Below are 26,084 nucleotides of genomic sequence, written 5' to 3'. Positions count from 1 at the left end.
TTCTAACGCTTTTAAAAACTGAACTACACATATCATGAAGCATGCTTTTGTATTTCCGGGTCAAGGTTCGCAATTCCCGGGTATGGGTAAGGACCACTATGAAAAAAGTGCATTCGCAAAAAAGTTATTTGAACAGGCAAACGAAGCGCTTGGTTTTCGCATTTCCGATGTGATGTTCAACGGAACAGAAGAAGACCTTAAACAAACAAACGTTACACAACCCGCAGTTTTTTTACACTCTATTATTGCCTTCAAAAGTATAGACAATGCTCGTCCGGACATGGTTGCGGGACACTCTTTGGGTGAATTCTCTGCGTTGGTAGCAAACGGCACATTGAGCTTTGATGACGCATTAAAATTGGTAGCTGTTCGTGCAAAAGCCATGCAAAAAGCCTGTGACCTACAGCCTTCTACAATGGCCGCGGTATTGGCATTGGATGATGAAAAAGTAGAAGAGATCTGCAAACAAGTGCAGGCCGAAACCGGCGAAGTGGTGGTGCCAGCCAATTATAACTGCCCCGGACAATTGGTAATAAGCGGCTCTGTAAAAGGAGTAGAAATTGCTTGCGAAAAAATGAAGGAAGCCGGCGCAAAACGTGCCTTGATTTTGCCAGTGGGTGGTGCTTTTCACTCGCCACTAATGCTGCCGGCAAAAGAAGAATTGGAAGCCGCCATAAAAAGCATTTCTTTCCATCAGCCTACTTGCGCCGTATATCAAAACGTGGTAGCAAAAGCGGTAATTGATAAAGAAGAAATTAAACACAACCTTATTGATCAGTTAACCGGCGCGGTAAGATGGACGCAAAGCGTTCAGGCAATGATCGCGAACGGAGCATCTAAATTCACTGAAGTTGGTCCTGGCAAAGTATTGCAGGGATTGATTGTGAAGATTGATAAGAAAGCGGTTACAGAAGGAGTTAGTTAATTGAAAATTGAAAGTTGAAAATTGAAAATGATTTTCAACGCAAAAAGATAAAAAGAGAAGTCGCATCATACCGGTGCGACTTCTTTTTTTATTAATGGCGAATACTGTTCGTTCCTCCATTTTCAATTTTCAATTGACAACGCGCAATTGACCCACTCCGCATCAAAGCTCGCGTTCAGCTTTTTATAAAATTTAATTGCGGGCTCATTCCACTCCAGCACTTGCCACACAATGCCGTTGAATTTTTTCTCCTTTGCTTCTGTAATAAGTGCATCAAACAACAAACTGCCAACACCTTTACCGCGCATTTCTTCCGTAACAATTAAGTCTTCCAGGTACATGCGTTGCCCCTTCCATGTTGAGTAACGTATGTAATACATTGCAAATCCTTGAATAACGCCATTTTCCACTGCCACAAAACCCCACCAAACAGGGTTTGCGCCGAATCCACTTTCTTCGAAGTGCTCCAATGTAACTGTAACTTCATCCGGTGCTTTTTCAAATAAAGCGAGTTCGCGTATAAGTTCCATTAGTCGCGGGCAGTCTTGTTTAACGGCCCTTCTTATTGTTATGCTCATGAGTGCAAATTATTGAAAAGTTATTAGTTAATAGTTGTTCGTTATTAGGAGGAAAACAGAACATGAAGCCTATCAACTAGCAACAAACAACTATTTCCTTACATTTGAATACAACACATTTACATGAACAAAAAACTAATTTTATCCGCTTTTGTATTGCTCGCCGGAATTTCTTCCAATGCACAGTACACATCTTTTAATAGAAAGGAAATATCCAATTTGAAATCTGCTATCAATAGTAATGCAGAAATTAAAAAGTATTATGTGTCTTTTCAAAACGCGGCGAATGCTGCATTGAATGAATCTCCCAACCCTATTGATACTATTCGCTCGGAAGGGCTGCTACAAGGCGATCCTAAAAAAACGGCTACGCAAAATGCATTGAAGGATATGCCGAAAATATATGCGCTTAGTCTTGTCTATAAAATAAATGGTGACAAAAAATATCTTGCGAAAGCAATAGAGTATTTTAAAGCATGGGCCACGAAAACTACGCCCAACGGAGATCCTATTGATGATACGAATTTGGACAGAGCAATAGAAGGATATGATTTAATAAAAGAAGACATAAAGGGAAGTGATGCTGCTGTTATAAAAGAATGGTGGAGAAAAACCGGCGAACTGGAAATTACCGCCAAGTACAACAACCCGGAAAGAATGACATCCAAAAACAACTGGAACGCACATCGTTTGAAAATAATTGGAGAAATAGCATGGTCGATTAATGATGAGCATTTGAAACAATATGCCATCGAGGGTTTCAAGAAACATCTTGAAGTAAATCTTAAAGCTGATGGTTCAAGCATAGACTTTGAAGAACGTGATGCGTTGCATTATCACGTGTATGATCTGGAACCTCTAATAAAGCTCTGCATCGTGCTAAGGCGTGCGACAAATACAGACTATTATTCATTCACGTCTCCCTCAGGAACATCTGTGGAAAAGTCTGTTACATGGCTGCTGCCCTACGTTACAGGCGAGAAAACGCACGGTGAATACACCAACAGTAAAGTAGAGTTTGACAGAAAGCGTGCAGCCAACAATGAAGGAGGATTTAAAATAGGCGCTCCGTTTGATCCGAAGCATGGCGTAAATGTGTTGCTATTGGCAGCATATTTCCATCCAGCGTTCCTTGATACAGCAAAAAAAGTTTTGGGAACGGATGAAGCATATCCTTCATGGCAGAGTGTTAGCAATGAGATGATGAGAAATTGAAAATTGAAAATGGTAGGGGCGAATTGCATTAGCCCTTTCGCGTTGTACACATAAATCCTGACAACTATCAACAAACAACTAACAACTGGCCAGGAAACCCTCATTTTCAACTTTCAATTTTCCATTTTCAATTACTTTTGCCGCATGACCGGAATTGAAAACGTAACGTTACAGCAAGTTATCGTGCACAAAGTGGGTAACCCCAGCCGCAATGAGGAGTTGAAATTTTCTGCCAATGCATTGACGCTGAATGATGATGTGGTAAGTGCGATGCTGACAAAATATTTTCTGTCTCCCTTTAACGAAAATGAACATTATCATTTCACTCACCTGAGCGATCTGAGCATGAATGAAGTGTACAATTACGTCACCAATATTTTTGAAGACTCCAAAAGTTTTAATGAAGAATCTATAAAAATAGCGAGCTTTTTGTATAGCAAATCAACACACGTAAAAGTAAAAGAAGGAGAGTTATATGTAGCTGTTTTTGATAATGTGATGTTGGGCAACGAAACGCATAAGGCGATTGGTTTATTTAAATCAGAAACAAAAGAAACCTTCCTGAAAGTATTTCCGCATGGTCAAAGCTGGGAAGTGATACAGGATGAAGGTATCGATATCAACAAGCTCGATAAAGGTTGTCTTATTTTCAACACCAATCAAAATGAGGGTTATACCGTTTGTGTGGTAGATAAAACAAATAAGCAAAACGATACACGCTACTGGATTACAGATTTCCTGCAGGTGGAACCAACAGCCAACGATTATCATAATACTGATCAATATCTTGGATTGTGTAAGCTTTTCATTGATAACGAGTATGCAGAAAAATTTGATGTAAGTAAAAGCGACCAGGTTGATCTGATGAACCGTTCGATGGAATATTTTAAAACCAAGGATCAATTCAATATCCAGGAGTTTGCGGAAGAAGTGATTCACCACCCGGAAGTGGTTGATACTTTCATGGAGTACAAGCAGCAATATCAAAAGTCAAGAAACTTCGAAATAGAAGACGAGTTCGATATCAATTTATCTGCTGTAAAAAAACAAGACAAAAATTTCAAAAGCGTTATCAAGCTCGATAAAAACTTCCATCTCTACATTCACGGCCGCAAGGATTTGATGGAAAAAGGTTACGATGAAATGGTAGGGAAGAAATTTTATAAGTTGTACTATGAGGAAGAAAGCTAAGTTTAATTGAAAATTGAAAATTGAATATGGTTGTTTTCTATGATGCACTCAGTCTAAAGCATCCTTTCAATTTTCAATTAGTCTGCGCCTGGCATATCCATCTGGTCGTTCGGTTTCTTTTTGCGGAAGGAGAATTTTTGCACCACCCACACCACCCAGGTATTATTTTGAGTATAAGAATTACCACTTGAGTTTTGCACAAATCTGCTCATATAGCCGGTCATGTACTGAATGTTTTTTCTCTTAAGGCCCACCATCAATGAAATGCGGTTTTGGTCGAAAGTGTTGTACACGATTTCTTTTCCGAAGTTGATTAATACTTCGTCTGCTAATGCAACAAAAGGTTCGTTTCCATCAAATTTCCATTGGGGAATAGATTTGCGAAGATTGATTTGAAATCTTAGGCGATTTACAAACGAGTAACTGTCAGTTGTCTTTCCATTTTCCACATCTTGCCGGAATCTTGCATCATACCGAACTCGTTCTGTGAGGGAGAAGTTATGCGACAATGGGACGGTGAAAACAACCTGCGCCCAGGGTCGGTGCTCCTGGCGGGGCAATCCATCCTGACCGCTAATGGGTAATCTCGCATATGCATAACCGCCAGTAATGGCGGTTTTAGGAAAGTTGTAAGTGAGCCCTGTCCGAACAATAAAAAAGCCGTGATTAAACACCCAATGCGCATCGTTCCACAGTGACCACTTTTCACTGATTTGCGCAGATGTCATATATCCCAGCCATGTTTGATACTGATGTGTAACCTGTTTGGTTGCCTGAGCAAATAATCCCCCGGAGGTACGGAGCAAGAAAATAAAGCAGATTGCTGATAGGCGTTTTTTCATTGGGTTTTACAACAATGTGCTCTATCGTAATGTTCGAGTACAAATTAATAATTAATAATTAAGAATTAATAAGTGCAGCACCAATGCGAGGGAAATGGAATTTTGTAATCCCGAAAATCTAATAGGGTCGCGTTCACTAACGAACGCGACCCTATTAATTATTCTTTATTAATTATTAATTGAATTAGTACGCCCATTTCAACCACGTAGAGCCCCACGTAAACCCGCCACCAAAAGCAGCCAACACAAGGTTGTCGCCTTTTTTCAATTGGCTCTCCCAATCTGCAAGACACAAAGGAATGGTTGCAGCAGTAGTATTGCCATAACGTTGAATGTTGATCATTACTTTTTCCTTAGGCAATCCCATACGGTTTGCTGTGGCATCAATAATGCGCAGGTTAGCCTGATGAGGCACCAGCCAGTTAATGTTATCTGCAGTAAGATTGTGTTTTTGCATCAGTTCTTCACACACGTCGGCCATTCTTGTAACCGCGAATTTGAAAACGGTTTGACCTTCCTGGTAAGCAAAGTGTTCTCTTTTTGTAACGGTTTCTATAGAAGCAGGTTTCAGTGAACCACCTGCTTTCATGTGCAGATATGCTGCGCCGCTACCGTCGCTTTTCAAAATGCTGTCTTTTACACCATAACCTTCATTGTTTGGTTCGAGCAAAACACCCGCAGCGCCATCGCCGAAAATTACGCAAGTGTTGCGGTCCGTATAATCGATAATGGCGCTCATTTTGTCTGCGCCAATAACCAACACTTTTGAGTAACGGCCGCTTTCTATAAATGCTGCGCCGGTGGCCAGTGCATATAGAAAACCCGAACATGCTGCGCTGATGTCGAAGCTCCATGCGTTTGTTGCTCCGGCTTTATTACAGGAAATATTAGCTGTAGAAGGGAAAACCATATCGGGAGTAACTGTTGCAACAATTACACACTCAAGATCAGTAGGTTTGATACCTCTTTTTTCGCAGATTTGATGAATAACAGGAACGACCATGTCAGAAGTCGCTTTTCCTTCGCCTCTTAAAATTCTTCTTTCGGAAATACCTGTCCTTGTTCTGATCCATTCATCATTTGTTTCTACCATTTTCTCCAGGTCAAAATTTGTGAGTACGGTCTCAGGAGTGTGTCCCGCTACGGCTGTAACAGCGGCTATTGTTTTTGAAATCATGATCTTTCTTATTCTAATTGGGCCGTAAAAGTAAGGGAAAATGTTATCAGATTGATAGGTTGTAACGGGTGAATCGTGAATGGTCAATCGCGAAACGACAATCGTCAATCGTGAATGAGCCGGCTATTTATCTGAGACGTAGACAATAAACGACCATTCACGATTCACGATTGATGGTTCAAAAAAATGGCTTTTTGTGCAAAAAAAATACCTCATTTCATTTGCTAATTTCATTTACTAAACAGTTGACAATGATTTTGTTACTATAACTGATGTTTTTCGCCATATTCTAAAAAACGTTATCGGATTCATACATATATTCCCTTATTTTCGCACTCTATGATAGCATATGTAAAAGGCGATTTCGTTTATAAAACTCCAGCAGTGGTTCATGTAGATGTGCATGGCGTAGGCTACGAGGTGTTAATAAGCCTGAATACATTTTCCAGTATAGAACCCCTTGATAAAGGACTTTTGCATACTTTTTTACACATCAGGGAAGATGCACACATACTTTATGGTTTTTATGAAGTGGCGGAGAAGGAACTGTTTATACAATTAATAAGTGTTAGCGGCGTTGGTGCAGGCACTGCACGAATGATGCTTTCATCAATGCGTCCCGAGGAAATTGTGAGAGCTATTGTAAACGGAAATGCAAAACAATTGGAAGGAATAAAAGGAATTGGCAAGAAATCTGCTGAGAGAATTATCCTGGAATTAAGAGACAAACTGAATAAACAATCGCTGGCAGCATCTGTTAATATTTTGAATACCGCAAACAATAGTTTGGAAACAGACGCGTTAAATGCGCTAGTTGCCCTTGGCATATCCCGCCCTAATGCTGAGCTCGCTGTGAAGAAAGTAATTGCTGCAGAATCAGGTTTAGAAAAAATCGAAGATATAATTAAAAAAGCCTTAAAAACCTTATAGCCTATAGAACCTTATCTACCTAACTAATTTGTGAGAAAAGCATTGCGCACTCTTCTTTCTAATATCATACGGAGACTTCGGATCATTGTTGGCGTTGCCGTGTTCACTGCATCCGGTACAGTAAATTCATTTGCTCTTCAGGTTCCCACGAAACCTGTACCACAGCAACCGCAACAAGTTCCGCAGTCGGTGCCTCAAACACAGGTGCCCAGAACTCCTGATACCCTCCCTTTCCCAATTAAAGACAGACGTGGTGATAAAATCACCAACCCGGAAAAAAATGCTTTCAATCTTAAAGATCCAGCCAATCTGCGAAGAACGGTGGAGTATGATCCTATTACAAGGAAATATTATATCATTGAAAAGATAGGAGAGAACTATTATCGTACTCCAACTGAACTCACCTTTGATGAATACCTGAAAATAAAAGCAAAGGAGCAGGAAGACGAATATTTCAGACAAAGAGCCAACGTTCTTTTTGGGCTTAACCAGAAATTACCAAGACCCAAGCTCAGTGTAACCGATAATCTTTTCAACCGCATTTTTGGAAACGGAAAAATAGATATCCGTCCACAAGGTAACGTCGACATCCTTGCAGGTTACCAGGGACAAAATATCAAAAATCCCACGCTGCCGGAAAATGCAAGAAAGAATGGTGGTTTTGATTTTGACATGAATGCCAACCTGAGCGTTATCGCAAACATTGGTGACAAGTTGAAATTGCCCATCAACTATAACACGCTAGCAAACTTCGATTTTGAAAACCAATTAAAACTAGATTATACCGGCGGCCCCGATGAGATCATTAAAAAGATCGAAGCAGGTAACGTATCCTTTTCTTCTAAAGGAACTTTGATTCCGGGAGCGCAATCATTGTTTGGTATCAAAACCCAACTGCAGTTTGGTAAACTCTTTGTAACCGGAGTATTGGCAAACGAAAGATCACAACGCCAGTCACTAGGTTTGCAGGGCGGCGCCGCAACAACCACTTACGAATTCCGTGCAGATGATTACGAGGAAAACAGGCACTTCCTGATGGCGCAATATTTCCGCAGCCGGTATAATGTGGCAATGGCGAGTTTGCCTGCGGTAAATTCACTCGTTCAGATCTTAAGAATAGAAGTTTGGGTAACCAATAAAAACGGTTCCACCACAGACACTCGTGATATCGTTGGCCTGGCCGACCTTGCAGAAAGACATCCTTATCATTATCCAGCTATTCCAAGTTCTACCGACAGTTTGCCTTATAACGATGCCAACAATTTGTACCGAGATATCATAAATAATCCAAACAGCCGGAACTCATCAACAGTAACCACTGTTTTATCCGGAATGGGATTGCAGCCGGTTCAGGATTTTGAAAAAACATTTGCCCGTAAACTAAATTCAAGCGAATATTTCTTCAACCCGCAAGTTGGGTTTTTGTCATTAAATCAACCCTTGCAGGCGGACGAAGTATTGGGTCTGGCTTTCCAATATAGCTACAACGGAAAAACTTACCAGGTCGGTGAATTTTCTACAGATGTTCCTCCGGATACAACTGCAGGAAAGGCCAACCAGAAAGTTTTGTTCCTGAAATTATTGAAAGCAACTTCTCAAAGAACAAATATTCCTTTGTGGCAGTTGATGATGAAAAACGTTTATGCGCTGCGCACAAAAGACGGAAGCTATCTGTCGAGCGTGCAACCGACTGACTTTGCCCTGAACGTTTTGTACGAGCAACCAAGTTTGGGTAAGAAAAGATATCTGCCCGAAGGTCCCAAATCAGGTTTGCCACTTATTACCTTGCTAAACCTCGATCGATTAAACAATAACCGCGATCCGCAACCAGATGGTATGTTTGACTATATCGAAGGATTTACCATTATTTCGAGCCAGGCAAGGATTATTTTCCCATTCCTTCAGCCTTTTGGTCGTGACCTGGATAGCATTGCGTTTCAAGGTGCCCCGCAGGAGATGAAGGATAAATACATTTTCAAACCACTGTACGATACGATCAAAGAAATTGCAAAAACGTATGCAAACCTCGACCGCTTCCTCATTAGTGGTTCGGCAAAAGGGTCAGCTTCATCAGACATTTCGCTGGGTGCGTTCAACGTGCCGCAAGGTTCGGTAACTGTAACCGCCGGTGGTCGTACGTTGGTAGAAAATGTCGATTATGTCGTAGACTACAATCTTGGAACGGTTAAGGTTATCAATAATGCCATTACCAATTCCGGTATTCCGGTAAATGTGCAGTTTGAGAACAACGCCAACTTTGGATTACAACAGCGGAATTATCTTGGTTTGCGTTTGGATTACCAGGTGAAAAACACCGCCAAGCAATCTTTCAACATTGGAGGTTCGTTGGTGCGATTGGGTGAGCGTCCATATTTTAATAAAATGACCTACAGTGAGGATCCGATACGAAATACCATGTACGGACTCGACTTTAACTACAGATCCGAAGTTCCTAAGATAACCAAGTGGCTGAATAAGCTGCCGTTCTATAACAGTAATGAAATGAGTACCATTACAGCTTATGGAGAAGGTGCTTTATTGAAACCCGGCCACCCGCCGCAAATTGGTAAAGGAAATAATGGACTTATTTATATCGATGACTTTGAAGGCACACGCAACAGCATTGACCTGCGTTTCCCTTTAACCAACTGGGCATTGGCTTCTACGCCGCAAGGAAATAATTTGTTCCCTGAATCAGGCTTGACAAACGATCTCAGGTACGGATATAACCGCGCAAAAATGGCATGGTATAATATTGAACCAAATTTGCAGGATCCGAAAGCCGCAAATAATCCGGTGAAAGGAACTGCTCTTGGCGACCCGACAGTGCGTGCCGTATTACAAGGCGATATTTATCCGGCAAAAACGGTTGACTTTGGCCAATCTCAATTGATCACTTTCGATGTTGCCTATTACCCAACTGATAAAGGTCCTTATAACTTCGATCCAAACATGACATCTGCCGGCAAGTTGCCGAATCCAAAACAGCGCTGGGGTGGCATCATGCGTAGTATTGATCAAACTGATTTTGAAACAGGTAACGTTGAATACATTGAATTCTGGATGCAGGACCCATTCCTTAAAAATCCTACAAGTGCCGGCGGTCAGTTGTATTTTAACCTTGGTAATATTTCAGAAGATGTTTTGAAAGATGGTAAACGTTTCTTCGAAAATGGTTTACCTACACCCAATATTCCTGCAGAGCTTGATTCAAGTAATTGGGGACATGTTCCGGGCAATCCTATCCAGGTTGCAAATGCGTTTAGCAATGATCCCAACGACCGTGCATTCCAGGATGTTGGTTTTGACGGTTTGACAGATGATCAGGAACGAACAAAATTCCAGCCATATCTCGACCAGTTAGCGGCTCAATTTGGTGCGGGTTCTCCTGTTTTCCAAATGGCATTCAATGATCCTGCGGGAGATAATTTTAAAGCTTACCGTGATGCCGATTATGATAAAGCGAAATCGGATATCCTTGCACGTTATAAAAATATCAACAGTCCGCAAGGTAACTCGCCGATCGCCACCGGTTCTACCACAGCGGCTTACACCCTTACCCCTGATCAGGAAGATTTGAACAAGGATAACACTTTGAATGAACTGGAGGAATATTTCCAATACCGTGTCGATTTGAAAAAAAGTTCATTCGTAGTTGGACAAAACTTTATCACAGACACAAGAAATGTCAAAGCAAATGGTCTTCCCGGTTCAATGGATGAAACCTGGTATTTGTTCCGCATTCCGATTGACCAATATCAGCAAAAAGTTGGTGATATACCTGACTTCAAATCTATACGTTTCATTCGTATGTTCATGACTGGTTTTGATGATTCATTGGTTTGCCGCTTTGCAAAACTGGAATTGGTACGTAACCAATGGCGCGGATTCTCCTATGTAATTGACACAACAGGAACATACAATCCTTTGCCGGTAAACTCTTCAACTGTATTTAATGTACTGGCAGTAAACGTGGAAGAAAATAGCAACAGATTACCCATTCCATATGTAACACCTCCCGGGGTTGTACGTCAGCAAACCTTGAGCAACAACAACGTGACCCTGTTACAAAACGAGCAGGCATTGAGCATGCAGGTTTATAATCTGCCTAAAGGAGAATCCAGAGGTGTTTTCAAAACAATGAACATGGATTTGCGTCAATATGGTCGCCTGGAAATGTTCATTCACGCAGAAGCTTCTCAAAACGTACCTGTTGTTGATAATGATCTGTACGCGGTAATCAGACTCGGTGCCGATTTTGTAAGCAACTATTATGAAGTAAGAATTCCGTTGAAAATTACAAAACCGGGTATAACAGCAACCACGCCTGGAATAGACTCTCTCGTGTGGCCAACGCTGAATAATCTGGATATCGATCTTAATGCATTAACCAAACTTAAGATTAATCGAAACAATAACTCAAACGTTGACACTTACTACAAAGAGGTGCAAGCTAACGGACAAGTATATGCGATTATAGGTAATCCGAACTTAGGTGAAGTGAGAGGGTTCTTCGTTGGGGTAAATAACGTTAACCTTAACTATGCTTCTACGGAAGTTTGGGTAAACGAATTAAGACTTTCCAAATTAAATGAGAAAGGTGGTTATGCAGCCCTGGGACGGGTTGATATTAAACTGGCTGACCTTGGAACATTGTCTGTTTCAGGAGGCGTCAAAAGCATTGGCTTTGGTACATTGGAGCAAAGAGTGAATGAGCGATCAATGAACCAGACGACACAGTTTGATGCCGCCACAAATCTTGAGTTGGGTAAAATGCTGCCGAAAAAAGCGGCCATGTCAATTCCTGTATATGCCGGTTATTCGCAAACAGTGAGCATGCCGGAATACGATCCTTATGATCTTGATATAAAACTGAAAGACAAACTCGGGGCAGCTGCACCGGCACAGAAAGATTCCATCAGAGAAGATGCCGTAGAGGTTCGAACGTTGAAAACGATCAGCTTTACCAACGTAAAGAGGATGAACCTCACCGGCAAGAAGCAACATATATGGAGCCCTGAAAACTTTGACGTAAGTTATTCTTACACACAGGAAGAACATCATAGTCCTCTTGTAGAAAGTGACGAAGTAATAAAACACAGAGCAGGACTTGGATATAACTATGCCGGACAACCGAAATATTGGGAGCCGTTTAAAAAAGAGTTCCGCTCTAAGAGCAACTGGTATGGTTTGATCAGGGATTTCAATTTGAACCCCACTCCATCTTTGTTAAGTTTCAGAGCCGATGTGAACAGGCAATTTGCTGCGTTCCGCCCGAGAAACGTGGGTGGTCCAAAGAATGTGATTCCGGAGACTTTCAACAAATATTTTACGTTTGACAGATATTATAATCTGCGTTGGGACTTTACGCGATCATTGAATCTTGACTTCTCTGCTGTAAACAGGGCAAGGGTAGATGAGGATAGCGGACGCCTTTCTAAATATGAAAGAGAGCGCATGTGGAACAACTTCTGGAAAGGAGGAAGAAACACTTCTTACAACCAGGCAGCAACGCTGACTTATACTTTGCCGATGGCTAAAATACCTGCGTTGGACTGGACAACCGTTCGTGCCAGCTACAGCGCCAAGTATAACTGGCTGGCTGCATCTCTCGATCCGTTTGCAAAAAGCATGGGTAACATGATATCCAATACGCAGGATATCAACTTTACCGGGGATATGGATTTTACAAAGCTTTACAGTAAGTCGAGATTCTTGCGGGCACTGGATTGGAATGCGCCAAAACCAGGCAATAACAAACCACAGGCACCGAGAAATCCAAATGATACAACGAGGAGAAGAACGATAAACAAACCGGCTCAGAATGATTTGCCAGAACTGAACACGTTTGTGAAAGTGATTGGAAGAATCATTACTTCTGTTAAAAAGGTATCGGTTCAATACTCTGAGATAGGTAATACAACATTGGCAGGTTATACGGATAGCACTCAATTCCTCGGTATGAACTGGAAGAACAATTTTGCGCCGGGATGGGGATTTGTGTTTGGTCAACAGCCGGATACAACCTTTGTGAATAATTTTGCGAAGAAGGGCCTGTTTACAAAAGATCCGCTATTCAACAATTTGAACCGTCAGGATTTTAACCAGCGATTGAATATTACAGCGCAGTTAATTCCAGTGCGTGATCTTGTTATTGATGTGAGCCTTAATAAAACATTTGGTAAAACATACAGCGAGCTTTATAAGGATACAATAGGAAATGGAAACTTTGTAAGATTGAGTCCATACAACTCCGGTAGTTTTAGTGTTTCGTTTATATCGTTTCAAACGTTGTTCGAACCGTTTAAACCGAATGAGATTACCGAAGCCTTCCAAACATTTGAGAACAATCGTATCATCATTTCAAAACGTTTGGGTACGGAAAACCCTTACTCTGGTTCGCAGCAACCGGATGGTTATTATAAAGGGTACGGAAAATATTCACAGGATGTATTGATCCCAGCGTTTGTAGCCGCCTACACGAAAAAGGATCCTATGAGTATCGCGTTGGTAAAAACTGACAACCCGAACATACGATCGAATCCGTTTGGTGGTTATATACCAAAGCCAAATTGGTCGGTTACTTACAACGGTTTAACACGTATTCCGGGGCTGGAAAAAATATTCTCAAATGTTACGATCAACCATGCTTATAACGGTACGCTAAGCATGAACAGCTTTAACAGTAACTTGCTGTACCAGGATCCACGGAATTTTAATTATCCTGGATTTATTGATACTTTGAGCGGAAACTTTATTCCTTATTTCCTTGTACCTAATATTACGATCTCGGAAGCGTTTGCGCCATTGTTCAATGTTGATGTGCAGATGGTCAACCAGGTGTCAACGAGCTTCGGTTATAAGAAGAGCCGCAGCCTCAGTTTGAGTCTTGTGGATTATCAACTGGCAGAAGCACGTTCAACTGAATTTACATTCGGATTTGGTTGGAGAAAAAGAGGACTGCCAATGCCATTCAAATTGAAATTGCCGGGCCAAAAAGAATCGTCGAAGAAATTGCAGAATGATTTGAACCTGCGTATAGATTTCAGTATTCGTGATGATGCTACCGCAAATAGCCGTCTGGATCAGAACACGGCCTTGCCAACATCAGGACAGAAGGTGATTACCATTTCACCGTCGATAGATTACGTGTTGAACAATCGTATAAACGTGAAATTGTATTTCGACCAGAGAAGAACAGAACCGAAGGTTTCACAATCTGTTCCAATAACGACAACAAGAGGCGGCTTGCAGATTCGTATTTCGCTGGCTCAATAGAGAGAGTACACGGATGACACGGATTAGGCGGATTTACACAGATTCTCATTTTTACTTTTGAGACAACCTCTTTGTTTTATGAAAAATGATAGCAAAAAATCCGTGTAAATCCGCCTAATCCGTGTCATCCGTGTGCCATTAGAAAAATCAGCGGAAATCAGCCTAATCAGCGTCATCTGCGTGCCTTCTAAATCACCCGAAACACGGGTATTCGCAAATGCGCCGGTTCATAATAAGGAGAATGCATATAAACAAACTGCAACTGTGCCTTTGCATTTGTTGCAAACTGCGCGTCTGATTTTTTCTTTTCTTCCAATGCTTGTTTTATTTCGGGATGTTGTTGGAAAAGTGAGTCCGCAACATCTTCTAGACGATAATCACTGTACCATTCTTTTTGTTGTAAAATGGCATCAAAGAAGTTCCAGCTAAAGAAGCTGTCGTCGCCCTGTGGCTCAAGCGTTTCAACAATGTATCTGTCGCAGCGTTGACCAGTGTAAATGATATAATCTCCTTTTACAAAATGAACCGGCTGCATGCGCTTGCTTACCACAAGATCAAAATTGCGATGGTGTTTTTCATACGCCTTAGTCATGCTTTTATAATCATCAACATGATAGAACTCCACCGTGATCGTTGTATCTTTTGTTAATCGTTTTAATTCTACACCGTTATTTTTCAAACGATCTATTGCTTCCCGCCAGCCCTGCGGAACGATATACGCAGAAGGCTTTTGTATGGTAACAACTGGATTAAAGGTGTTGTGGAATTTAACTTGTTTCTCGAAAGGTTTTGTGTGATCGTAGAACATGCGGGGTTGTCCTGTTATATCACTTGTTTTGGTATTGGTCAGATAGCCTTTGAAAAGCACTTGCTCAAACTTAGTCGTATCAGCGGCCCAGCTAACGACAAAGTCGTTTTTCTTTTTGTTATTTTCTATATCCGTTTTTCTTTTTGCAACAATATCATTGGCGTATAAAGATGATTGCTCCATGATGGTTTGCATAAATGCATAAGTGCTCTTTACCCGGTCCGCGTAAGGTTTTAGCATATGTGTTTCCGGAACAAATGCAATGGTTTGAAAAAGCGCCGCATAACCACTGCTGTAGCGGGGAGGATCGTAATAAGCATCCCAACCCTTATCAGGATTACCGTCTTCAAAATTCACATAGGGAATCATGTCCCATTTTTTTGCTGACATGCTTTTGTACAGGGCCGGTTCAAATGTAGCGTGAACAAATGCTCCTGTTTCTCCGCCTAGCTTGTTGTATTGTGTAGTGAGCAAGGTCATCGTGTGTTGGTAATCTGCGCCGTCACTCACGTGGTTGTCAATGAAGATATCCGGCTGTAACCATTGAAAAATATGGGTAAATGAAACGGCATCGTGTGAGTCATTTTTAATGAAATCGCGGTTGAGATCAAGATTCTCCGAGTTGCCTCTGAAACCGTATTGCTCGGGGCCATTTTGATTGACTCTTGAAGAACTCCCACGATTAAGACAACCACCAATATTATACACAGGAATAATGGCAAACACAACATTATCGGCAGCCGCAATTTTATTGGCTGCCAGGTCCCTTATCAGCATCATGCTGGCATCGATTCCATCGGGCTCGCCGGGATGTATGCCGTTATTCACCAGCACCACCACTTTGTGTTGGCTGTGCCACTGCTTTGGATCAAATTTTTTATCCTTGCTAAAAAGCACAAGATGCAAAGGATAACCAGCATCCGTAGTGTCAAATGTTTTAATGGAAAGAGTAGGGAATGCGGCTTTTAATTTTTTATAGTAGCCAATTGTTTCAAAATAAGTAGCAGTTTGTTCGCCGTTACTGGTTTCAAATACAGTAGGGAATTTTTGTGCCCGCAGCGTTACTGCAGCAATGCACAATGTAAGTAGAATGAGAGCTTTCTTCATGTGTAGTGTAGTTGTTAGTTATTGGGGCTGTTAGTTGTTAAACTTTCTAACCATTTTTCAGAACAAATATCTGACATACTTATAAATCCACATCAACAATCAGTAATTCTCTAACAACCAACAACTATCAGCTAAGAACTATTTTTAACAACCACCAGTTATTCAGTCATTGCTCAGGCATTTAACCCGGCATTTAACGGTTACATGTCCCCGAACCAATTTGCTTTCCCGCGTGTTTTGTAGTTTTAGTTTGTGGGCTTTGTTCGTTCGTAGTTGTTAGGCTTTTTTGTGCGGCTGCCTTTTTTTATTTGATTATCGCTCTTTTTACCAGAAGTGCATCTGGCATGTTTCGTCTAACAACTAACCGCCATCAACTAACAACTCTCTTATAAAACCGGTATAAATGGATATGAGTAACGATACTTCCAGGCCTGATAAGTCTGTTTCAACTTCACAGTTGTTCAACACCATTATTCAGCTATTGCTTGTAGCGCTTTTAATAAGTTGGTGTTTTCGCATACTGAGCCCGTTTGTAAATCCCATTGCGTGGGCCGCAATACTGGCGGTTGTTTTATACCCTGTGCATCAAAAACTCACAAAAAAAATGAATGGGAAATCCACACGTGCAGCGGTCATCATTACAGTACTGTTATTATGTGTCCTTATAGTGCCCGCGGTATGGTTAAGCTTCACTACTGTTGACGAATTGAAGCAATTTGTCGCAGACTACAGGGCGGGCAACGTGCAGCTTCCGCCACCGCGTGAAGATGTGAAAGGCTGGCCGTTCATTGGCGACAAGGCACATGAGTTATGGTCACAGGCATCAGAAGGACTCGATAAGGTTGCAAAAAAATATCCGGCGCAAACACGTTCTGCAGTTGCATCTATTATCGGGCTGCTGGCAAGTACAGGCAAGGGTTTGCTTTTGTTTACTTTTTCCATCATTATCAGCGGTGTGTTTCTGTCCTATGCAGAAGCGTCCGGGCGGTTTGCGCGGAGTCTTTTTAGCCGGCTGATGGGAAATAACAGTACCATCGACGTTACTTCGATTGCAGTTGTAACCATTCGAAACGTAGTGAAAGGCATCCTCGGGGTTGCATTTATTCAATCAATACTTGCTGCCGTGGGTCTTGTTTTAGCCGGCATTCCAGCCGCAGGCTTGTGGACATTGTTGTGTTTGATTTTTGCCATTATTCAAATAGGGATATTGCCTATTTCTATTTGCATCATAGTGTATATCTGGAGCACCGGTACTACGCTCACGGCTACATTACTTACAATATGGCTGTTACTTGTGGGCTTATCTGATAACGTGTTGAAACCATTGCTGTTGGGTAAAGGCGCACCGGTGCCAATGTTGGTCGTGTTTCTCGGAGCTGTCGGCGGCTTCGTGCTTTCAGGCTTTATGGGATTGTTTACAGGAGCCGTAGTAATGTCTTTGGGGTATAAGTTGTTTACATTGTGGCTGGAGGGAGCAAATACAAATAACTGAGTAACTGAATGACTGAGTGGTTAAAGTCTGTCGTGACTGATCGAATGTGACCTTCAGTCATTCAGGTACTCAGTTATGGGCATAAAAAAAGGCGATAGAGACCTATCACCTCGTTGTTCTTTTTTATCTTAAAATTTACCAGAGACTGTTTATTGTGTTCTCCTGAACATCATCACATAACCGCTCAATGTTTTTTTCTTGTTCTTGTTCACTTGTACGGGTTTGAGCATGTGATATTCCGAGAACTGGGATGTGTAATTGAAAGAGATTATATTACCGTCAACATCTCCCCACAAATTCTTTTTGTAAATAACCTGCTTTTCATTCCAATCATACATCCTTACTTCATAAAGTTTGGAGTCGGGCTCGCCAATAAAAACAAACTGATAATTTCCTCCTTGCTGTAGTGGCATAATCACCGGCATCTCATATTCACTTTCCATCGCCATCGAGGCTTCACGAACGAGGGCAAAACCTTGTGAAGCGTATAACTTTTTTAAGCTATCTATTTGTGGCTTAAAAGATTCATTCAAAAAACTGCGTTGTTTGATCACGTCTTCCTGTGCATGAATTACTGCAAAAGACATGCAACAACATAGTAATAAGGTTAAGAACCTGAAAAATTTAACTTTTTTCATGGTAATGGTCTCTGGACTGGATTAAGATATTAACTAACTGGTTAATCTTTCTAATAGGAAAATAGGTTTAAGAGAGTTGTATAACTACTACTGTAATTTACGTAATCTCTCTAGAAATAACGCATGTTTTTTCAGACTATTGCATAAGTGCAAAAATTATTTGTGCGTATAAAAAGAATTGGCCTGCGCCAGGCAGGTTAAAACAAGGTCGTTAATGCAAACATGTTCAGGCAAACTGGTGGTGTAATAGATAACATTTGCCACATCTTCGGCGCTAAGTGGTTGATAACCTTCATATATTTTGTCGGCTTGTGCCTTATCGCCCTTAAATCGAACCATCGAAAATTCCGTTTCGGCGGCTCCAGGGTGGATGGCGGTCACTTTTATTTTGTGTTTCAGCAGATCAATTCTCATCGACTGGCTCAGGGCATCTACCGCATGTTTCGTGGCGCAGTAAACATTTCCTTTTTCATATACTTCTTTTGCCGCCGTTGAGCCAAGATTGATAATGTGCCCTTTTTTTCTTTCCGTCATAAAAGGCAACACTGCTTTTGTTACATACAACAGTCCTTTTACATTGGTATCCAACATGTTCTCCCAATCTTCCATTGAAGCATCGTCAAAATGATCTCTTCCTGCCGCCAGACCGGCATTGTTTACCAGTACATCAATAGCTCTCCATTCCTGCGGTAAACTGTTTATCGATGAAAATGCTTCTTCCCGGTTGCGAACGTCAAAACTAAGCGAATACACTTTTATGCCGTATTTCTGTTCAAGTTCATTTTTCAGTTCGTCCAGTCTTTCTTTTCTCCTTCCTGTGATAATCACATTGTGTTTGTTCGATGCAAATATTTCCGCTGTTGCTTTTCCAAAGCCTGAAGTGGCGCCCGTAACCAAAACAATCTTGCTCATGTTATTCGAAGTTTTGATGAAGGTAAAACAGTTTGTGAGACGGAACGCAGATTATGATTTTGAAATTTGTCTACATCTCCGATAAGAAATTTGGCGTTTGCTTGTTGCGCGATGGTTTTTATGAACCAGGCGATAGTGCTACTATTGAGCATTGTTGCGTCGCACACTTGTACTTTTAGTTCTCTATTCAGTGGTGAGCAACGCACTGGAAATTTCAAATCTCAAATCATCAAAATCATGACGATCATGAGAATCTGCGTTCCCTCTTTCATCGCATCAACACCACTGTTCCTTTCCTGGAAATCACCTGCCCCGTGTAAGAAGTGCCCTGCACCATCCAGACGAATGTATCTGGTCCCTGCAGATTGCCGTTGATTGTTCCGTCCCAGCCTTTGCCAGGATCAGCATTGTTGTATACCAGCTGCCCCCAGCGATTATATACCCGGAAATAATCCAACTTGCTTATGCCCACAGGAATTGGCCTGAACAAGTTATTGGATGCTCTTTCGGGAGTAAAGGCATTCGGAACAAAAATATCAGGAAGTGAAGTAAATACTTTTACGTTGATGGTATCATAGTCATAGCATTTATCTACTGTGTATGCTTTAACTACATAAGTCATGTTCTGATTGATACTGGCAACAGGATTTTGAATGTTGGGATTGTTCAATCCGGTTGCTGGAGTCCATTGGTAAAATTCGGCCCCTGTCGCATTCAATTGTAATGGTTGATTTATTACGATAGAAGTATCGTTTCCCGCCGATGCAATTACTGGCGGACGAACTGTTATTGTTACAGTTCCGATGCCAGGCTTTGGACAGCCTTTGTTATCGCGAACCGTTAGCGTATAAACAGTCGTTCTGATCGGGTAGGCCCGCGGATTTAGCGATTGAGGATTAACAAGCGTGGTTGTTGGTGACCACGTGTAGGAAATTCCGTCGACTGTTGCGTGAAGATATGCGGTGTCCCTGTAGCAGATAACTGTATCAGGTCCTGCATTTGCCAGAGGATAAGGAACGGCAGTCACTACCACATCATCCTTTACTGTACACTTTCCTATTATCGAAGTGATTTGATATGTTGTTGTTCCCGTTGGCCTTGCAGTCGGGTTTAGCTTTGTACTGTCGCTAAGCGTTCCAGCTGGCGTCCAGGCATACCGTAAGCCATCAGTTTGTGGATGCAATACGATCGCATCAGTCAGGCAAATGGTTGTATCATTTCCGGCATTTAATGTTACTCTATCAACAACTCTTACTCTAATGCTATCAGTGTTGATACAGCCATCTTCGTTGAGTTGTACATAGAAGACAGTTGTTGCTTTAGGGAAAACGAGCGGCGTGGCGGTATTACCATTTCGCATAAGATTGATAATATTCGGCGTCCAGTTAAAAATGCCAAAACCAGTTGCCGAAAGTTGTAGCGTATCAATATTGCAAATCAACGTATCCCTGAAAGGCAAAGCGATGGTGGGTTTTTCCTTCACATCTATTGCGCTGAGCACCGTATCAATACAGCCCTTGCTGCTTTCAACAATAAGTTGTACCGGCTTTGACCCGGCTGTACTGTATTTCCACGATGGGTTTTGAAGATTTGAGCTGTCGTTGGTGGCCGTTTCATCTCCAAAGGCCCATGTCCATTTGTTTGCAGCGCCGTATTTCGCTTTCGTGGTATCGACAAAATGTATTGGATTCAGTAAACACGTTCCAACCGATGTAAAGCCACCAAAAAAACCGGGGAACACTTTTGCAATGGCGGTGGTTGAATCAATACACTGGCCTGCAGAAAGCAACGCGGTTAATTTTATCTGGTACACGCCTGTGTCAGCATACGTATGTGTGACATTTCCCATCGGGTCGTAGGAAGTATCAAGCTTTGATTTGTCCCCATAGTTCCATACATACATGGTGCCGGGCGGATTGTTCTGATTGTTTCTGATCGCTACTTTGAAATCGTCGCAGAAATGATATTCAGGAGAAAGCAATGCGTTCAGTGGAACACAATCAGAAACTTTTATGTGAATGTCTTTGCGATGCACATTGATAAGTACTCCCTGCCTGTACTCCGATACGCAAACGGTAACAACATATTGGCCAATAGCGGAAGGGGCAATGCCTGAAAATAAGCCTGTTTTGGGATTTATGGAGGCAGAAGGATCCATCGGCACGCCTCCTGAAAAACCAGGTCTGTAAGGCAGTGCGCTGTATGGCGGAGGAGGTGCGGGGTTAGGTGTTACGCAAGTAAAACAGGTTCCTTGTCTCTCGCCGGCGCCGTCATAGGCATCACACAATGCGTACGATAGTGAGTCTGTACCATCAGGATCTGTGGCGCCAAAATTAAATTGAAATGCAGAAGACATACAAATGGCGACTGCATCACCGGCGATTAAGGTTGGACTGGAGTTTTTTTGAGCACCCGCTAATACATCTGTTCCCGGTATTTCACACAAGTAGGTAACTCCGGTACGACCACTGTTGCTCACGTTTTGAATACCGTCAAGGCGGCAGCAGCGCTGAAATGCAATGGTGTAACCAACTCTGCTATCAGGTACTTCTATTGTGGTTTCATAATAGCGTAAATTATAGCAAACATCTGTTGGAGGGTTCGTAATGCAGGGGTTTGAAGCGGGGTCGTATCTTATTTGCTCTTCTTTTATCTTAGGCGCATTTACTGTAGTATACGGGGTTGTTTGGCCCTTCTCGTAAATGGAGAAATTTTCGGCCTCATCGTTCTGTCCGGGATTGTTTTGAAAACAGTCGATGTACAATTTTAAAGTGACAACATATCTTGAAGAATTTGGGGCGTTCCCGGGGCCAATGTATTTATAATACAATTCTCCTCCTCGAATGTGGTTAGCATACAGTTGGGCGGCATAATACAGCATCAGGAAGAGTATGGAAGCACATTTCTTCATCAAGAAGCATTTTGGCCTTTCGGTTATAATGTTTCGGTAATAATGGGTTGTCTGAAAGTATACAAGCTTGCTAAAAGGTCACGTAAAGGCTCAAATAAGATACGTGGCCACTCAGCTTTTGGTTGCCTTAGTGGTTGTTGCTTTATCCTGATTTCGTCTTTTTCCTTTACTTAAAAATGCCTTGTAAATAGCTTTCCAAAGCCTCGTTACTTTTACTAATTTCTTCCATCATACCCATATGGGCAGAATGTTCAAGAATGGTTACATAGGTAGTGGAAGATAAATGGCTCAGGGCCAGGCTGTCCTTGTAAGGAACCGCAATGTCGTTCTTGCCTATAATTAACAAAACTGGCTTGGAAAAGTTTTTCAAAACGAGGGTTCTGTCAGGCCTGGCAATCATCGCATAATAATACGCGATCAGCGACTCGGCTTCAAAGTCTTTAAGGTGTTCTATAAATGTAACAACTTTATCAGAATTTTTTAACTTATAATTTTCGGTAAAAAGATTAGGAGTAGTTTGTTTTATAAACAGGTAAGCGCCATTTTTCTTTATAAACTCAATGCCCTTGCGGCGTGTCTCTTTTTTTTCTTCTGTATCAGGAAAAGCGGTAGAGTGAAACAACCCAAGTCCCTTTAAAAACTGCGGGTATTTTTCTGCAAAGGCCAGCGCTATATACCCACCCATTGAATGGCCGATAACAACGGCCTGCCCAATTTTTTCATTTTCCAAAATCGACTTCACTGTTTCGGCCATAGTTTCCATGCTGATTTCATCCAGCTTGTCTGAACCACCACTTCCAGGAAGATCAGGAATAATAACGGTGTAGTTTTTTTCCAGCACAGCCACCTGGTTTGCCCATACCTCGTGATCTTCTGCAAAGCCATGCAACAACATAACAGGCGCACCGGAGCCATGTACAGTGTAGGCAAGTTTCTTATTGTTGATGGAAATTGTTTTCATACGTTAAGTAAAAAAGTAAAAATTAAAAAGGCAAAAAAGGTTGCGGTTTCCCAACATCAAATTTGTGCGATATGTTTAGATTTTCGTGTTTCTTTCGATTCACGATTGACCATTCACGATTGCCTTGCTTCGCTTCTGACTTCTCAAAAACAAAACGCCTACCAGCGGTATCAAAGCAACATTGAGCGCCTGTGGTAAAATAATCCAACAAATCAGCAAAAGCAAGCTTAGCCAGGCGGTTAATTTAAAATAAGTTTTTACCCATTTTTTATTGCTATTTACAAAAAAGGCTATCACAAAATGAGTAGGAACTGCCCATAGTAAGTTGAGGTTGTTTTTGCATTCCATGTGACTTGTTCCTGCCCACATAAACACCAGCAAAATGCCCAATGCACCCGTAAGAAAAAAGAGTGCCGGGTCAAATATTTTGAGGAACATTTTTGCCGAAGGATATTTTACCAAACTGCAAAAGCCAACCAATGCGAAAAGGAAACTGAACGCAACCATTGGCGTAACCGGGGCCGCCGATGCTGTATTATTGGGCGCATCAAAAAGTGTACGTTTTTCGCTTACCAAAGGTTTGCCATTTACGGTAGTACTGTCAAAACCTTTTAATAAATATTCGGGTAAAAACATGGCTTCCCGGTTGGTCACTTTGCGATCCATATTGGCACCAAGCAGAATATCTATGCCTAATTTGCTCCAGTATTGTTTACCTCTGTTAAGATAGCTGTAGATGAGGTCGCGGAAGGTAAGTGATTTGTTTTCCAAAATGTTCCTGGTAGAAAAAGGCGAATTGTTTTTCTCAACAATATCTCTTAAACGTGTCGAACAATTGTCGAATAAAAATTCATATAGATAATACCGGTTTTGAGGAAGCGCATTTGTTTTTAACGCATCGTACAATTTTTGCTTTTGCTGGCAGGAAAGATTGAGGATTTGTTCCTGAATGCTTCTGCCTTCCTCTTTGTATTCATTTAAAAAACCGAGATAGCCATCGTGATTATTGAATTGCTCGATAGAGGAAAAATATAGAAGATCGCCCTTGATAAACTTTTGATAGAAATCATCACCAAACTCAAATGTGCCATAGTTGAACACGAGGTCAGTGTTTCTTGTTTTGTCCACCACACGAAGCGCACTGTGACCAAAGATGGAATACAATTCATCGCCCGGGCCGGCAGTAAGCAGGCTTACTGTAATGTTACAGGAATCGCTTTGCGCCTGCGAAAAAAAAGAAAAATGCAAAGTAAGAAGAAGCGCAAAAATGCGGGTGAAAAATTTCATGTTATTCGTTTGTAGGGGCGAATTGCATTCGCCCTGATTGCACATTCGTATGCAACAAAAAAAACGGAATCTCCGCATATTCTGCCGCAAATTAAATGTGCAACAAAAAAATGGAATTTCCGCATTTTCTGTTGCACATTCGGGTTGTAGGAAGACGAATGAAATTCGTAGCTACAATACTATTTTCTGCTATAGTTCGGTGCTTCTTTTGTAATGTCAACATCGTGAGCATGGCTTTCGCGCATACCTGCGTTGGTGATCTGAACAAAAGTTGCCTGTTGCAATGCTTTTAAATTAGCAGAACCGCAAAGACCCATTCCGGCACGAAGACCACCAACATATTGTGATATAACCTCGTTCAGGTTTCCTTTATAAGCCACACGGCCCTCAATTCCTTCTGGAACCATCTTCTTTGCATCTTCTTCGCCTTCCTGGAAGTAACGGTCGCCGCTACCTTGTTGCATAGCACCAATAGAGCCCATGCCGCGGTATTCTTTGAATTTACGGCCTTCATATATAATGGTTTCTCCAGGGCTTTCTTCAACACCGGCAAACACGCTACCCATCATGGTTACGCTTGCGCCTGCTGCAAGAGCTTTCACCATGTCGCCTGTATAGCGGATACCACCATCAGCGATCAAAGGAACGTTTTTGCCTTTAAGTGCTGCTGCAGCTTCAACAATAGCGGTCAACTGCGGCACACCGGCTCCGGCAACGATACGTGTGGTACAAATAGAACCCGGTCCGATACCGATTTTCACTGCATCTGCACCTGCATCTGCAAGAGCTTTTGCGCCAGCACCTGTACCAACGTTACCAGCTATAACCTGTAAATTTTTGAAATTCTTTTTAAGGGCTTTCAATGAATCGATAACTCCTTTGCTATGACCGTGTGAACTATCCAACGCCACAATGTCAACACCTACTTGTTGGAGAGCGTAGGCTCTGTCCTGCAGGTCTTTTGTAATGCCAAGCGCACCACCCACCAGCAAACGGCCGTAGCTATCCTTAACCGCATTCGGAAAATTGCGCAATTGCAAAATATCTCTGTAGGTGATCAAACCGATCAGAGCCTTTTGCTTATTGATAACAGGAAGTTTTTCGATTTTATATTGACGGAGTATTTTTTCTGCTTTTTTAAGATCTGTTCCTTCCGGTGCAGTGATGAGGTTTTCTTTTGTCATCACATCTTTTACAGGAATTTTTTTGTTGGTTTCAAAACGCAGATCTCTGTTGGTGAGGATACCAACCAGTCTTTTATCACCATCAACAATTGGAATACCACCAATCTTGTTCTCACGCATTAATTTAAGTGCGTCGCCTATGGTAGCATCATCATGAAGTGTAATAGGATCGATGATAAGGCCGCTTTCGCTTCTTTTAACTTTGCGAACTTGCTCTGCCTGCTTTTCGATACTCATGTTTTTGTGTAAAATACCAAGACCTCCTTCACGTGCAAGCGCTATAGCCAGATTGGCTTCTGTAACGGTATCCATCGCTGCAGACAGCATTGGAATGTTAAGCGTAATGTTCTTTGTAAGTTGGGTACGTATGTCAACATCTTTCGGTAATACCTCGCTGTATGCAGGCATTAATAACACGTCGTCAAACGTAAGACCTTCGCCAAAAAACCTTGATTGAAATGAATTGTCGCGGGGGGAAGTATTTCTTGTTGCCATGTGCAAAGATAGGGCGGCGGATAAATTGCCTCCAAAACTTTTTTTCAATGTAGGGGCGAATCGCATTCGCCATTGATTGAAAATTGAAAGTTGAAAGTTGAAAATGAGCAAGTAATGTAAGCGCTTATGCATCTTGTTTAAGAAAATGTTAAG

At 41.7% G+C, this 26,084-nt stretch carries 16 protein-coding genes; 6 read left to right on the top strand and 10 right to left on the bottom strand.

What is annotated here, in order from left to right; all coding sequences use genetic code 11:
- Positions 1-34 precede the first annotated feature (34 nt).
- Complete coding sequence (gene fabD / locus QJ048_RS09720; RefSeq protein WP_282334147.1) at positions 35-925, top strand: ACP S-malonyltransferase; 891 nt, start codon at positions 35-37, stop codon at positions 923-925.
- A gap of 122 nt (positions 926-1,047) precedes the next feature.
- On the opposite strand, the gene QJ048_RS09715 is transcribed toward fabD, so the two are convergent.
- Positions 1,048-1,503: a GNAT family N-acetyltransferase gene (locus QJ048_RS09715; protein WP_282334146.1), complete on the bottom strand. Its 456-nt coding sequence runs from the start codon at positions 1,501-1,503 to the stop codon at positions 1,048-1,050.
- 123 nt (positions 1,504-1,626) lie between these two features.
- Here QJ048_RS09715 and QJ048_RS09710 point away from each other — a divergent pair, with 123 nt between their 5' ends.
- Positions 1,627-2,718, top strand: coding sequence for an alginate lyase family protein (locus QJ048_RS09710; RefSeq protein WP_282334145.1), 1,092 nt, complete (start codon positions 1,627-1,629; stop codon positions 2,716-2,718).
- Positions 2,719-2,862: 144 nt separating this feature from the next.
- Entirely contained in the window at positions 2,863-3,909 is a 1,047-nt protein-coding gene (locus tag QJ048_RS09705) for a nucleoid-associated protein (RefSeq protein WP_282334144.1), read from the top strand.
- Between the two features lie 77 nt (positions 3,910-3,986).
- Here the strand turns inward: QJ048_RS09705 and QJ048_RS09700 are convergent, their stop codons facing one another.
- Together QJ048_RS09700 and QJ048_RS09695 are read right to left on the bottom strand one after the other, a co-directional pair.
- Positions 3,987-4,751 (bottom strand): DUF2490 domain-containing protein, encoded by a 765-nt coding sequence (locus QJ048_RS09700; RefSeq protein WP_282334143.1) that lies wholly within the window; start codon positions 4,749-4,751, stop codon positions 3,987-3,989.
- Between the two features lie 184 nt (positions 4,752-4,935).
- The gene (locus QJ048_RS09695; protein WP_282334142.1) at positions 4,936-5,928 is read right to left on the bottom strand and encodes a beta-ketoacyl-ACP synthase III; all 993 of its coding nucleotides are present in this window, start codon (positions 5,926-5,928) and stop codon (positions 4,936-4,938) included.
- A 339-nt stretch (positions 5,929-6,267) separates the two neighbouring features.
- On the opposite strand from QJ048_RS09695, the gene ruvA reads away from it, so the two are divergent.
- Both ruvA and sov read left to right on the top strand, forming a co-directional pair.
- Positions 6,268-6,858 carry a Holliday junction branch migration protein RuvA gene (gene ruvA / locus QJ048_RS09690; RefSeq protein WP_282334141.1) on the top strand — a complete coding sequence of 197 codons (591 nt, stop codon included), beginning with the start codon at positions 6,268-6,270 and terminating at the stop codon, positions 6,856-6,858.
- Between the two features lie 30 nt (positions 6,859-6,888).
- Entirely contained in the window at positions 6,889-14,136 is a 7,248-nt protein-coding gene (sov, locus tag QJ048_RS09685) for a T9SS outer membrane translocon Sov/SprA (protein ID WP_282334140.1), read from the top strand.
- A gap of 187 nt (positions 14,137-14,323) precedes the next feature.
- Here sov and QJ048_RS09680 read toward each other — a convergent pair whose 3' ends face one another.
- A complete protein-coding gene (locus QJ048_RS09680) occupies positions 14,324-16,051 on the bottom strand; it encodes a M14 family zinc carboxypeptidase (protein ID WP_282334139.1) in 1,728 nt (575 codons plus the stop codon).
- 409 nt (positions 16,052-16,460) lie between these two features.
- Here QJ048_RS09680 and QJ048_RS09675 point away from each other — a divergent pair, with 409 nt between their 5' ends.
- Positions 16,461-17,543, top strand: a complete 1,083-nt coding sequence (locus QJ048_RS09675; protein WP_282334138.1) for an AI-2E family transporter — start codon at positions 16,461-16,463, stop codon at positions 17,541-17,543.
- Positions 17,544-17,692: 149 nt separating this feature from the next.
- Here QJ048_RS09675 and QJ048_RS09670 read toward each other — a convergent pair whose 3' ends face one another.
- From QJ048_RS09670 to guaB, 6 genes are all read right to left on the bottom strand, one after another.
- Entirely contained in the window at positions 17,693-18,130 is a 438-nt protein-coding gene (locus QJ048_RS09670) for a hypothetical protein (protein ID WP_282334137.1), read from the bottom strand.
- A 207-nt stretch (positions 18,131-18,337) separates the two neighbouring features.
- On the bottom strand, positions 18,338-19,093 hold the full coding sequence (locus QJ048_RS09665; protein WP_282334136.1) for an SDR family NAD(P)-dependent oxidoreductase: 756 nt from the start codon (positions 19,091-19,093) through the stop codon (positions 18,338-18,340).
- A 268-nt stretch (positions 19,094-19,361) separates the two neighbouring features.
- Complete coding sequence (locus QJ048_RS09660) at positions 19,362-22,004, bottom strand: PKD domain-containing protein (RefSeq protein ID WP_282334135.1); 2,643 nt, start codon at positions 22,002-22,004, stop codon at positions 19,362-19,364.
- A 166-nt stretch (positions 22,005-22,170) separates the two neighbouring features.
- Complete coding sequence (locus tag QJ048_RS09655; RefSeq protein WP_282334134.1) at positions 22,171-22,965, bottom strand: alpha/beta fold hydrolase; 795 nt, start codon at positions 22,963-22,965, stop codon at positions 22,171-22,173.
- A gap of 99 nt (positions 22,966-23,064) precedes the next feature.
- The gene (locus tag QJ048_RS09650) at positions 23,065-24,252 is read right to left on the bottom strand and encodes a lipoprotein N-acyltransferase Lnb domain-containing protein (RefSeq protein WP_282334133.1); all 1,188 of its coding nucleotides are present in this window, start codon (positions 24,250-24,252) and stop codon (positions 23,065-23,067) included.
- Positions 24,253-24,431: 179 nt separating this feature from the next.
- On the bottom strand, positions 24,432-25,931 hold the full coding sequence (gene guaB / locus QJ048_RS09645; RefSeq protein WP_282334132.1) for an IMP dehydrogenase: 1,500 nt from the start codon (positions 25,929-25,931) through the stop codon (positions 24,432-24,434).
- Between the last annotated feature and the right edge of the window lie 153 nt (positions 25,932-26,084).

Origin of the sequence: Pinibacter soli, from assembly GCF_029961145.1 — a bacterium.
Lineage (GTDB): Bacteria > Bacteroidota > Bacteroidia > Chitinophagales > Chitinophagaceae > Pinibacter > Pinibacter soli.
The sequence above is the reverse complement of the archived record's forward strand: the minus strand, read 5'-3'. Positions and strand labels throughout refer to the sequence as shown.